This is a genomic window from Paracoccus sp. PAMC 22219 (assembly GCF_000787695.1).
Classification (GTDB): Bacteria; Pseudomonadota; Alphaproteobacteria; order Rhodobacterales; family Rhodobacteraceae; genus Paracoccus.
Map to the genome: position 1 here is coordinate 1 of NZ_BBPH01000097.1, position 10,992 is coordinate 10,992.

Annotated in this window: 13 protein-coding genes and 2 pseudogenes; 9 read left to right on the forward strand and 6 right to left on the reverse strand. The window is 69.7% G+C overall.

Translation table 11 applies throughout. From position 1 onward, the window contains the following. Positions 1-195 (reverse strand): hypothetical protein (locus TY51_RS23445; RefSeq protein WP_042249882.1); only part of this gene is annotated, 195 nt, incomplete at its 3' end. 343 nt (positions 196-538) lie between these two features. Then, a pseudogene (locus TY51_RS24305) lies at positions 539-868 on the reverse strand (zinc-ribbon domain-containing protein); the annotation flags it as partial. Between TY51_RS24305 and TY51_RS11680 the strand changes: the two are divergent. From TY51_RS11680 to TY51_RS11690, 3 genes are read left to right on the forward strand one after another with little or no spacing between them, the layout of a single operon-like run. Next, positions 760-1,434, forward strand: coding sequence for a cell division ATP-binding protein FtsE (locus TY51_RS11680; protein ID WP_042249886.1), 675 nt, complete (start codon positions 760-762; stop codon positions 1,432-1,434). The pseudogene TY51_RS24305 and the gene TY51_RS11680 sit on opposite strands and share 109 nt — an antisense overlap. After that, positions 1,434-2,345, forward strand: a complete 912-nt coding sequence (locus TY51_RS11685; RefSeq protein ID WP_042249887.1) for an ABC transporter permease — start codon at positions 1,434-1,436, stop codon at positions 2,343-2,345. Before TY51_RS11680 ends, TY51_RS11685 begins: the two co-directional genes overlap by 1 nt. Continuing rightward, entirely contained in the window at positions 2,342-3,154 is an 813-nt protein-coding gene (locus TY51_RS11690) for a 1-acyl-sn-glycerol-3-phosphate acyltransferase (protein ID WP_042249889.1), read from the forward strand. Before TY51_RS11685 ends, TY51_RS11690 begins: the two co-directional genes overlap by 4 nt. On the opposite strand, the gene TY51_RS11695 is transcribed toward TY51_RS11690, so the two are convergent. The 3 genes and pseudogenes from TY51_RS11695 to TY51_RS11705 form a co-directional block, all read right to left on the reverse strand. Next, a complete protein-coding gene (locus TY51_RS11695; RefSeq protein WP_042249890.1) occupies positions 3,139-3,369 on the reverse strand; it encodes a hypothetical protein in 231 nt (76 codons plus the stop codon). The two genes, TY51_RS11690 and TY51_RS11695, sit on opposite strands and share 16 nt — an antisense overlap. 356 nt (positions 3,370-3,725) lie before the next feature. Next, positions 3,726-4,687 (reverse strand): annotated as a pseudogene (locus TY51_RS11700) (acetyl-CoA carboxylase carboxyltransferase subunit alpha). Between the two features lie 148 nt (positions 4,688-4,835). Continuing rightward, a complete protein-coding gene (locus TY51_RS11705; RefSeq protein WP_042249892.1) occupies positions 4,836-6,038 on the reverse strand; it encodes a MalY/PatB family protein in 1,203 nt (400 codons plus the stop codon). A gap of 78 nt (positions 6,039-6,116) precedes the next feature. On the opposite strand from TY51_RS11705, the gene def (TY51_RS11710) reads away from it, so the two are divergent. The 4 genes from def (TY51_RS11710) to TY51_RS11725 all read left to right on the forward strand — a co-directional run bounded on the left by def (TY51_RS11710) (position 6,117) and on the right by TY51_RS11725 (position 8,534). Continuing rightward, a complete protein-coding gene (def, locus tag TY51_RS11710) occupies positions 6,117-6,638 on the forward strand; it encodes a peptide deformylase (protein ID WP_042249894.1) in 522 nt (173 codons plus the stop codon). Further along, entirely contained in the window at positions 6,631-7,146 is a 516-nt protein-coding gene (gene def / locus TY51_RS11715; RefSeq protein WP_231559027.1) for a peptide deformylase, read from the forward strand. The genes def (TY51_RS11710) and def (TY51_RS11715) overlap by 8 nt, the downstream gene beginning before the upstream one ends. Before the next feature lie 3 nt (positions 7,147-7,149). Beyond that, complete coding sequence (gene def / locus TY51_RS11720; RefSeq protein ID WP_042249896.1) at positions 7,150-7,650, forward strand: peptide deformylase; 501 nt, start codon at positions 7,150-7,152, stop codon at positions 7,648-7,650. Between the two features lie 146 nt (positions 7,651-7,796). After that, positions 7,797-8,534 (forward strand): calcium-binding protein, encoded by a 738-nt coding sequence (locus TY51_RS11725; protein WP_042249897.1) that lies wholly within the window; start codon positions 7,797-7,799, stop codon positions 8,532-8,534. 50 nt (positions 8,535-8,584) lie between these two features. On the opposite strand, the gene TY51_RS11730 is transcribed toward TY51_RS11725, so the two are convergent. Continuing rightward, positions 8,585-9,262, reverse strand: coding sequence for a GntR family transcriptional regulator (locus tag TY51_RS11730; protein WP_042249898.1), 678 nt, complete (start codon positions 9,260-9,262; stop codon positions 8,585-8,587). A 145-nt stretch (positions 9,263-9,407) separates the two neighbouring features. Between TY51_RS11730 and TY51_RS11735 the strand changes: the two genes are divergently transcribed. Beyond that, positions 9,408-10,334, forward strand: coding sequence for a sugar phosphate isomerase/epimerase (locus tag TY51_RS11735; protein ID WP_042249899.1), 927 nt, complete (start codon positions 9,408-9,410; stop codon positions 10,332-10,334). Continuing rightward, positions 10,331-10,992: dihydroxyacetone kinase subunit DhaK (locus tag TY51_RS11740; protein WP_042249901.1), on the forward strand; the 662-nt coding region annotated here is incomplete at its 3' end. The genes TY51_RS11735 and TY51_RS11740, both read left to right, overlap by 4 nt.

The following is a 10,992-nucleotide window of genomic DNA, read 5'->3' on the forward strand; positions in this document are numbered from 1 at the left end:
CCGCCGCCGCCAGCAGCAGCCGCCAGCGTCATGCCCAGCAAAGCCGCGGCCATGGCGCATCACCCGGATCGGCGAGGCCGCGGCACCGCGATGCACCGCGGTTTCGGCCTGCTGCCGCAGTTCGGGCTGGCGCAGTTCCGGTTGGTGCAGCTCCGGCTGGCGCAATTCCGGCTGGTGCGGTTCCTGTTGGCGCATTTCCGGCCGGCGGGCGACGTCCGGCGCCGCGGGGGCCGGGGGGCGCGAGGACCGGCGGCGGCGGGGGCAGCGCGGCGGGCCTGTCCCGCACCTGTGGAAGGGTCACGGTCGTCGCGGGCCAGTCGACCTCGTCGGCGGTGGCGCGAACGTCGTCCATCTGTTCGGCGTCGCGCAGGCGGCGTTCGTGGTCGACCTCGCTTTTCAGCATGTCCAGGACGTCGGGGGACAGCCGGGTTCGCGCCGGGGGCAGGGGGCGGGGCGTCTCGTCGTCATCGGGCCGCTTGCGGGAAAAGCTGCCCAGATCCAGCCGTCCGGCGGACGCCGGGGGATGGGCCTGCCAGACATGACCGCAGGCGGGACACTCGACCTCGCGGCCGCCCTGGGGGATGGCGTCCGGCGGAACCGCATATTCGGCGCGGCAACCCGGACAGATCAACTTGAATTCAGCCATGCCACCCTCGCATTCATCGTGCGGCTGTTCTATCAAGCGCGGGTCCGGCTTCCAAGTCGCGCCGGGCGCCAAGGGCCCGCACCAGACGGGTCGCAGCGGAAAAGAGGTGGCGCTTGATCGAGATGCGGGATGTCGGCTTCGGCTATCAGGGCCAGGACGAGCTGTTGTCGGGCATGACGCTGACCCTGCAGCCGGGCATGTTCCATTTCCTGACCGGGCCATCCGGGTCGGGCAAGACCACGCTGCTGCGGCTGTGCTTTGCGGACCTGCTGCCCAGTTCGGGGGAAATGACCGCCTTTGGCCAGGACATGCGCGGGCTGTCGCGCGACGCCATCGCCGACCTGCGCCGCCGCGTGGGCGTGGTCCACCAGGACCCGCAATTCCTGGACCACCTGCCCTTGGCCGAGAACATCGCCCTTCCCCTGTCCATCGCCGGAGAGGAGGTGGACATGGACGCGCTGCGCGATCTGCTGGGCTGGGTCCAGCTGTCCCAGCACGCCCGCGCCCTGCCGCCGTCGCTGTCGGGCGGCGAACGCCAGCGTGCGGCGCTGGCCCGCGCGGTGATCCTGTCGCCGGACCTGGTGCTGGCGGACGAACCCACGGGCAACCTGGACTGGGACATGTCCATGCGGCTGATGCAATTGCTGATCGAGCTGAACAAGTCGGGCAAGACCGTGCTGGTGGCGACCCATGACCTGAACCTGATCCGCGCCACCAAGGCGCAGGTGACGGCGCGCGTCCTGCGGATCACCGGCGGCAGCCTGCATCTGGCGGGGGCGGATCTCTGATGGGACGGCTGAATATCGGAAGTCTGTGGCAGGGTCTGACGGGCGACAGGGACGGCGCGGGCGACCGCATCGTGCCGCCGACCGGGTTCACGGCGCAGCTGACGCTGTTTTCGGCAGGCGCCATGGCGTTCCTGGCGGTGTTCGCGCTGGCGCTGGCGCTGGCGACAGGGCGGCTGGCCGACCGCTGGTCGTCCGAACTGGCCGGCAGCGTGACGGTCCGTGTCAGCGCGCCGGTCGCCGAACAGGACGCGGTGGTGCAATCCGCGCTGTCGATCCTGCAGACGACGCCGGGCGCCGGCACCCCCCGCCTGCTGCCGCAGGACGAGCTGGCCCAGCTGCTGGAGCCGTGGTTCGGACCGGACATGCCGGTCGACGCGCTGCCCGTGCCCGCCCTGATCGACCTGCCGGTCGAGGACGACTTCGACGCCGAGGGCCTGCGCCTGCGCCTTGAGGCCGAGGTGCCGGGCGCGGTGCTGGACGATCACACGGAATGGCGCAGGCCGCTGGTGTCCGCCGCCAACCGGCTGCGGATGCTGGGCATCGTGTCGCTGATGCTGATCGGGGCGGCCTCGGCCGCGATGATCACGCTGGCGGCCAAGGCCGCGCTGGCCGCGAACGTCCAGGTGATCCGCGTGCTGCGGCTGATCGGCGCGCGTGACCTGACCATCGCCACCGCCTTTGTGCGCCGGTTCACCCGGCGCGCCGCAATGGGGTCCGCCGTCGGCACGGTGCTGGGCATGGGCGCGATCGCGATCCTGCCCGATGCCAGCGCCGCGGGCGGCTTTCTGACCGGGCTGGGCTTTCAGGGCGCCGACTGGCTGATGCCGCTGACCATCCCGCTGATCGCGGCGGGCGTGGGGTTTGTCGCGACACGGTGGGCGGCGCTCAAGATGCTGGAGGCCGTGCGATGACCGACGGCGCGCGTCCCGGCGCGCTGACCCCCTGGCAGTACGTCCAGAACGTGCTGTTCTATGCCCATGTCGCCTGCGCCACGCTGGTCATCGGCCTGATGGGCCTGCCCGCGCTGCGCCACGGACGCGCGGGCGCGAACCGCATCGCCACGCGCTGGATCGCCTACATGGTCTGGGCCGCGCGCATCCATCTGCGCCTGACCTGCGAGATCCGCGGCACGCCGCCGACCCACGACTGCATCGTCGCGGCCAAGCACCAGTCGTTCTGGGACATCATGGTCATCGCCCATGCCGTCCCCCGCCGCGCCTTCATCATGAAGCGCGAGGTGATGCGCGTGCCCGTCATGGGCTGGTACGCGTGGAAGACCGGCTGCATCCCCATCGACCGGTCGCGCGGGCGCGATGCGATGGCCGCGATCAGCACCACCATCAACCAGCGCCTGTCCGCCGAGGGTCTGGGTCAGTTGATCATCTACCCCGAAGGGACGCGCACCCTGCCGGGCCAGCGCAAGTCCTACAAGCAGGGCGTGGCCACGATCCGCGAGGGGACCGGCCTGCCGGTCGTGCCCGTCGCCGTGAATACCGGCATGTTCTGGCCGCGCAGCGGGTGGGGCATCCGCCCCGGGCGCGCGGTGGTCGAGTTCCTGCCGGCCATCGACCCCGCCATCCCGGCCGAGGGGTTTCTGCCCCGCCTGCAGGCGGAGATCGAAACCCATTCCGACCGACTGATGGCCGAGGCCGGGCTGGTCCTGCCGGTTCCGGGCGACGCCGATGACGCCGCCCGGAACCGCTCTCACCTCAGGTCGTAATAGCGCGGGACATGGGGTTCGCGCGGCGGCAGTCCGATGTCGCGCCGCATGTGCGGGGACATCAGGTACGGGTCGGGCGGCCTGGGCCGCCTGCGCCGTGGCAGCAGCGCCGCGCGGATCGCGGCGAATAACACCGCCGTCGCGCCGTGCCGGGCGATCAGGCGGTGCATCGCGGGACGCAGGCGCGCGGTCTGCGGATGAAGATCGGCAATCATCGGTACTCTCCAGAGATGGGACCGGACATGGCAGGGCCTTGTGCGGTCGGTGGGGTTCAGGGAAGGGATGACGCCATGCGGACAGGCCCGCGGATCGCGGTCGTGTCAGGTCATGATGTCAGCGGGGTCTGCCTTGCGGCGGTCAGGCGCTTTGTCGCGGTGACGTGAAGCGCGCCGAACCGGTGCGGGTCAGGGCGGGGGCATTGGCATATGATGTCATGGACCCCTCCTTTCGCGCATGCGTTGCGGGCAGGATTGCAGGCTGGCCCAGCCTTGCAGTTCGCGCAAGACGGCAAAACGCAACAGCCGCCCCAAGGCGGGACGGCTGTTGCAGGTCGGTCACAGTGTCGTGTGCGTCAGGCCGCCAGACCCTTGGAGCCCATCGCCAGGAACTTGGCGCGGCGATCCTTGATCAGCTGGGCGGGCTTCATGTCCGACATCTCGGCCAGCATGGCGGTGATTTCGGCACCGACCGCGGCGATGGCCTGCGTGGGCGCGCGCTGCGCACCGCCCAGGGGTTCGGGGATGATGCGGTCGATCACGGCCAGCTTCTTCAGGTCCTGCGCAGTCAGGCGCAGCGCCTCGGCGGCGTCACGCATCTTTTCCGCGTCCTTCCACAGGATCGAGGCGCAGCCTTCCGGAGAGATCACCGAATAGATCGAATGTTCCAGCATCGCGATGCGGTTCGCGGTGGCGAAGGCCACGGCGCCGCCGGAGCCGCCTTCGCCGATGATGACGCTGACCAGGGGCACGCCGATCTCCAGGCATTTCATGGTGCAGCGGGCGATGGCCTCGGATTGGCCGCGTTCCTCGGCGCCTTGCCGGGATAGGCGCCGGGCGTGTCGACCAGCGTGACGACCGGCAGGCCAAAGCGGTGCGCCATGTCCATCAGGCGGATCGCCTTGCGGTACCCTTCGGGGCGGGCCATGCCGAAGTTGTGGTGGATGCGCGATTTGGTGTCGTTGCCCTTTTCATGGCCGATCACCACGCAGGGCGCGTCGTTGAAGCGCGCAAGGCCACCCATCACCGCATGGTCGTCACCGAACGCGCGGTCGCCGGCCAAGGGCGTGTATTCGCTGAACAATGCGGCGATATAGTCGCTGCAATGCGGGCGGTCGGGATGGCGGGCGACCTGCGTTTTCCGCCAGGGATCGAGGGTCTTGTAGAGGTCGCGCAGAAGGTCGGAGGACTTGCGGTCCAGCGCCGCGGCCTCCTTCTCGATGTCGAGGGTGCCGTCGCCCTTGCGGGCCATGGCGCGAAGTTCCTCGGCCTTGCCCTCGATGTCGGCGAGCGGTTTTTCGAAATCCAGATAGACCATGCGGGGTCCTTCACGGTTCGGGCGGGGTTCGGGTTTGGCGCTATATAGGTCGGTGCGGGACGGGTTGCAACGCGGCCTCACCCACCCGGCACCGGGCGTGCACCGGGCGTGCACAGCGCGTACACCGACAACGCACGGTGCCGTTGCCCTATTGCAGGTCGGCGAAGGCCGCGCGCAGGCGTTCGGCCGCGTCGATCACCCGCGCCCGCGGCGTCGCGATGTTGAAGCGCATGAAGCCGTCGCCGCCCAGTCCGAAGGTCGCGCCGTGATTGGCGGCGATGCGGGCGTCGTCCTGGATGCGGCGGGTGATTTCCGCGTCGGTCATGCCGGTGTCGCGGAAATCGACCCAGGACAGATACGTCGCCTGCAGCGGCATCGACCGCAGGCCCGGAATGGCGTTCACCGCATCATCGAAGATGCGGCGGTTGCCGTCCAGATAGGCGACCAGCGCATCGACCCAGGCCGCGCCCTGGGGCGAATAGGCGGCGGCGACCATGTCCTGTCCCAGCATCGCCGGAGAGATTCCCGCCGCCGCCAGCGCGCCTTGGAACCGCGACCGCAGGTCCGGGTCGGCGATGATCGCGTTGCCGATATGGGCGCCCGCGATGTTGAAGGTCTTGGTGGCCGCGGTCAGCGTCACCAGCCGGGGCGCGATTTCGGGGGCCACCGTCGCGATCATCCGGTGGCGCGGACCGCCCGGCAGGACCAGGTCGGCATGGATGTCGTCCGAGATCAGGATCAGGTCGTGGCGGTCGCAGAAATCGGCGACCTGGCGCAGTTCCTGTTCCGACCAGACGCGGCCGCCGGGATTGTGGGGCGAACACAGGATCATCAGGCGTTCGCGCCCGGTCAGCATCGCCTCCCACCGGGGCCAGTCCATGACGTACTGGCCGTCCGTCTGCGCCAGCGGCAGTTCGACCAGGTCGCGCCCGCCCGCGCGGATCACCCGGCCGAAGGCGTGATAGACCGGCGCCATCACGATCACCCCGTCGCCGGGCTGGGTATAGGCGTTCAGCGCCATCCCGACCGCATTGACCAGCCCCGCGCAGGTCAGCACCCATTCGGGCCGGATCTGCCAGCCGTGGCGGTTTTCCATCCACCAGCAGATCGCCGCCAGATAGGGCGGGTTCGCGCCGGGATAGCCATAGATGCCATGCGCCGCCGCGCGGTCCACTGCCGCCTGCACCGCCGCGGGGGGCGCAAAGTCCATGTCGGCCACCCACATGGCCAGCCCGTCATCGGCCCCTACCCCATAGGCGGCCTGCATGTCGTCCCATTTGCTGCAATGCGTGCCGCGGCGGTCGATGATGCGGTCGAAATCGGGAACGGCGGCGGGATCGGGCTGGGTCATGGGGGCTCCTGCGGGCTGCGTCACCCTTGCATAGCGGGGTTGTTGCTTATGGTGAAGGCTTGCCCTAAATCCCTTGCCATGAGCCCGAGACCCATCCTGATCCATCCCGATCCGCGCCTGAAGAAGGTGGCCCAGCCCGTGGCCCGCATCACGCCCGAGATCGAGACCCTGGCCGCGGACATGCTGGCCACCATGTACGAGGCGCCCGGCATCGGGCTGGCCGCGCCGCAGATCGGCGTGGGCCTGCGCGTGTTCACGATGGACGCCAACCGCGACCCGCAGGCCGACCGCGCGCCGCTGGTTCTGGTCAACCCCGAGGTGACCTGGGCGTCGGACACGCCCAACACCTATGAGGAGGGTTGCCTGTCCATCCCCGAACAGTACGGAGAGGTCACGCGCCCCGCGCAGATCCGCATGCGCTGGCTGGGCCTGGACGGCAAGACCCACGAACGCGAGTTCGACGAACTGTGGGCCACCTGCGCCCAGCACGAGCTGGACCACCTGGACGGCATCCTGTTCATCGACCACCTGTCCGCGATCAAGCGCCAGATGATCACCCGCAAGATGGTCAAGCTGAAGCGGGACATGGCCCGTGCCTGATCGCACGGGTGCCAGCGGCTGGATGCGCCCCGACCTGCCGGGGGACCTTGGCCTTGGCACCGTGCGCGACATCGTCCTGTGGCCCGACCCGCGCCTGCGCCTGCGCGCGGAGCCCGCGGGATACATGACCGGACCCGAACTGCGCGTGCTGGCCGCCGACATGCTGGCCACGATGTATCACGCCCAGGGCCGCGGCCTGGCCGCCCCCCAGATCGGCGTGCTGCGCCGGATCTTCGTCATGGATGCGGGCTGGAAGGACGGCACCCCGGACCCGCTGGTCCTGATCGACCCCGAGATCCTGGTCCGGTCCCCGGAGGCCGAGACCGCGACCGAGGGGTGCCTGTCGATCCCCGGCCGACCCGTCGCGGTCCTGCGCCCCCGCGCCATCGGAATCGGCTGGTACGATCTGGACGGCCGCCACCAGTTGCGCGACATGCAGGGCCCCGCCGCCCGCATCGCCCAGCACGAGGTCGATCACCTGGACGGCCTGTTGATCGTGAAGGACTGACCCATGGCCGCGCGCGCGTTCCTGCCCTATGCCGACCCCCGCCTGCACCGCGCCGCCGCGCCGGTGGCAGAGATCACCGAATCCGTCCGCATGATCTGGGACGACATGGTGGACACCATGGAGGCGATGCCCGGCGTGGGTCTGGCCGCGCCCCAGATCGGCATCATGATGGCGCTGGCCGTGGTCGACGCCTCCGGCCCGCGGGGCCAGGCGGTGCGCATGGCCAACCCGCAGATCCTGCATGCCAGCGTCAAGCTGCGCGAGCACGAGGAGGCCAGCCCCAACCTGCCCGGCGTGTCGGCCCCGATCAGCCGGCCCCGCGCCGTCACCGTGCGCTACCTTAACCAGGACGGGGTCGAGGAGGACCGCGATTTCGTGGGCCTGTGGGCCACCAGCGTCCAGCACCAGATCGACCATCTGGCGGGCCGGATGTATGTCGATCACCTGACCCCCCTGCGCCGCAAGATGCTGGTCGCGCGGTCGGCCAAGCTGGACCGTCGCTGAATTTTCGCATTCGCGTGGAATAAAACCGCGACGGTCGTCGTTCTGCTGTCGAATGGCCCGAAAGGCCGTCCGTGCAGCGGGGACCCGGCGTCGCGTCCCGTTGCAAGATCGCCGCGACGTCCGGGATTTTCACGAGGATTGACCCCATGGCACGACTGTTCGGAAATGACGACGACAACCGCCTGGTTGGCACCAACGTGGCCGACCTGATCTATGGCCGGTCGGGCGACGACCTGCTGTACGGGCTGCGCGGCAACGACACCATCGACGGTGGCGAGGGCAACGACCGCATCTGGGCCGGAGAGGGCGCGAACCGCGTGTTCGGCGGCGAGGGCAACGACCGCATCTGGGCGGGCGCGGGCAATGACGTGATCGCCGCCGGAGAGGGCAACGACACCGTCGCCGCCGGGAACGGCAACAACCGCGTCTGGGGCGGCGAGGGCGACGACGTGCTGTCCACCGGCAACGGCCGCGACACGCTGGACGGCGGCGACGGCAATGACCGCATGGTTTCCGGGGCGGGCAACGACATCCTGACCGGGGGCGAGGGCGACGACCTGATGGTCGCGGGTCCCGGCGCGGACCGCCTGATCGCCGGAGAGGGCAACGACACGCTGAACGGCGGTCTGGGCAACGACACGATGACCGGCGGCGAGGGGGCGGACGTGTTCGTCTTCAACGGCGGCCGCGACCGGATCACCGATTTCGAGAATGGCGACGACGACATCGACCTGCGTCAGCTGGCCAATATCGACAGCTATGCCCAGATCCGCGGCGCCGCCGTGCAGAACGGGTCGGACGTGGTGCTGAATTTCGGCCCCAACCAGCTGGTCATCGAGGATTTCCGCCTGAACCAGATGAGCAGCGACGATTTTTCCTGGTAAGATGTTTTGCCGGTACCCCCCGCGCAGGTTCGCCCTGCGCGGGGGGTTTTTCATGTCTGCGCGGGCAGGTCGTCGCGCACCCGTTCCCATGCCAGCGTCAGGTGGCGGCCCAGAATCTCGGACAGCCGGTCCGCGTCGCGCGATTCCAGCGCCGCGATCATCTGTTCGTGTTCGGCGACCGCGCTGGCCCATTTTTCCGCGCCTTCGTGCCCGATGAAGCGGATGCGCTTCAGCCGGGTCTGCAGGCGGGCATGCACCTCGGACAGGGCGCCGTTGGCGGCCAGGGCCACGATGGCGGTGTGGATCGCCTGGTTCAGCTTGTAATACGCCATGCGGTCGCGGCGGGCGTAACAGTCCAGCATCCGGTCGTGCAGCGCGCGCACCCCGGCGATGCCCGCATCCGTCGCCTGCGCACAGGCGATGATGCCCGCCTGCTGTTCCAGGATGCGGATCACCTCCAGCATGTCGCGGACCTCGCGCGCGCCGAACTGTTTGACCACCGCGCCGCGTGACGGGATCAGCTCGACCAGGCCTTCGGAGGCCAGGTACTTGATCGCCTCGCGCAGCGGCGTGCGGGACACGCCCAGCTGCAGGCCGATCTGACCCTCGTTCAGGCGGGTGCCGGGGGGCAGCTGCCCCTCGATGATCATGTCGCGCAGCCGCGACAGGATCGCGTCCAAGAGCGGCAGGCGTTCGATGCGGGCATCGGTGTCGGACAGGTCTGTCATCGGCGGCTCCCTTGGCCCTGAATTCTTGGCTAATGCCGGCGACGGGGCAAGTCAACATTGCGTTCTGTGTGCTGTATACAGAATTATTGATACGGGTTTGCGACCGTGCTAGCAAGAACCCGGGACGTGATTCGGGAGGGGATCGATGTCGGGGAACACGCCGCACTGGACGCCGCAGGACTGGCCCATCGCCTGTGCGATGATCCCGTTCGCCACCGTCCAGGAGGCCGGGCCAGAGGCCTGGGCGCGCGATCTGGGACAGGTGGCGGCGGCAGGGTTCGACGCGGTCGATCCGACCGACAGCTGGCTGCGGCTGGCCGATCTGGACGCGGCCGGGCGGGCGCGGCTCATGGCGATCTGTCGCGACCTGGGGCTGTCGGTGCCGGCCATCTCGACCTCACGGCGCAGCGTGATCGACCCGGTGCAGGGCGACGACCACCTGGCCTATTGCCACCGGGTCATCGACTGTGCCGCGGATCTGGGCGCGGGGCATGTCAGCTTCGGCCTGTTCGGGCCGCTGAGCGACGCGCAGCGTGCCGCCCTGTGGTTCTGGACCCAGCCGGGGGTGACGAACCCCGACGACCCTGCCACCCGCGCGCTGGCCGTCGCCCGCATCCGCGAGCTGGGCCGCCACGCCGCCGATCGCGGCATCCAGGTCGCGCTGGAGATGTACGAGGACACCTATCTGGGCACCGCCCCCGACGCGGTCGCCTTTGTCACCGACGTGGACCACCCGTCGGTCCGGCTGAACATCGACATCGGCAACCTGATCCGCCTGCACCGCCCCGTGCAGCCCTGGGCCGACATGATCGCGCTGTGCGCGCCCTTTGCGGGCTACTGGCACGTCAAGAACTATTACCGGATGACCGACCCGTCGGGGGTCATCCTGTCCCATCCGGCGCCCATGATGGGCGGCACGATCAACTGGCGCGCGGCGATCAACACCGCGCTGGACCAGGGGTTCGCCAGCCCGTTCCTGGTCGAACATTACGGCGGCGACGGCCTGGGGGTCTGTGCCGAGAACCGCGACTATATCCGCCGCATCTTGGCGCAGAGAAGGACCCTGCCATGACCAAGATCGTGGACCGCCCCGAGGATTTCGCCGCGACCGCGCTGGCAGGGTTCTGCGCCGCCCATGCCGACCGCGTCATTCCCGTCCCGCATGGCGCGTTGCGCGCCCATGCCGGGGCACCGGGCAAGGTGGCCCTGATCGTCGGTGGCGGGTCGGGGCATTACCCGGCGTTTCTGGGCTATGTCGGCGCGGGGCTGGCCGACGGGGCGGTGGCGGGGGACGTGTTCGCGTCACCCTCGACCAGCGCCGTGGCCGGGGTGGCGCGGGCCGCCGATCTGGGCGGCGGGGTGATCCTGGGGTTCGGGAATTATGCGGGCGACGTGCTGAATTTCGGCGCCGCCGCGGAACGCCTGCGGGCCGAGGGGATCGACGCGCGCATCCTGGCGGTGACCGACGACGTGGCCAGCGCGCCTGCGACCGACGCCGCGCGGCGTCGCGGTGTGGCGGGCGACCTGCTGGTCTTCAAGATCGCCGGGGCGGGGGCCGAGGCGGGGCTGGACCTGGACGCGGTCATGGATGTCGCGGCGCGGGCGAACCGCGGGACGGTGTCCTTTGGGCTGGCGTTCGACGGCTGCACCCTGCCGGGGCAGACCGCGCCGCTGTTCACCGTGCCGGATGGTCAGGTGGCGCTGGGCCTGGGCATCCACGGAGAGCCGGG

What these genes read in the sequence shown, in the direction of transcription:
- TY51_RS11725 (WP_042249897.1), top strand. Translation starts at nt 7,797, where the DNA reads ATGGCACGACTGTTCGGAAATGACGACGACAACCGCCTGGTTGGCACC.
- def (WP_042249894.1), top strand. Translation starts at nt 6,117, where the DNA reads ATGAGCCCGAGACCCATCCTGATCCATCCCGATCCGCGCCTGAAGAAG.
- TY51_RS11695 (WP_042249890.1), bottom strand. Translation starts at nt 3,369, where the DNA reads ATGATTGCCGATCTTCATCCGCAGACCGCGCGCCTGCGTCCCGCGATG.
- TY51_RS11705 (WP_042249892.1), bottom strand. Translation starts at nt 6,038, where the DNA reads ATGACCCAGCCCGATCCCGCCGCCGTTCCCGATTTCGACCGCATCATC.
- TY51_RS11685 (WP_042249887.1), top strand. Translation starts at nt 1,434, where the DNA reads ATGGGACGGCTGAATATCGGAAGTCTGTGGCAGGGTCTGACGGGCGAC.
- TY51_RS11735 (WP_042249899.1), top strand. Translation starts at nt 9,408, where the DNA reads ATGTCGGGGAACACGCCGCACTGGACGCCGCAGGACTGGCCCATCGCC.
- TY51_RS11730 (WP_042249898.1), bottom strand. Translation starts at nt 9,262, where the DNA reads ATGACAGACCTGTCCGACACCGATGCCCGCATCGAACGCCTGCCGCTC.
- TY51_RS11690 (WP_042249889.1), top strand. Translation starts at nt 2,342, where the DNA reads ATGACCGACGGCGCGCGTCCCGGCGCGCTGACCCCCTGGCAGTACGTC.
- def (WP_042249896.1), top strand. Translation starts at nt 7,150, where the DNA reads ATGGCCGCGCGCGCGTTCCTGCCCTATGCCGACCCCCGCCTGCACCGC.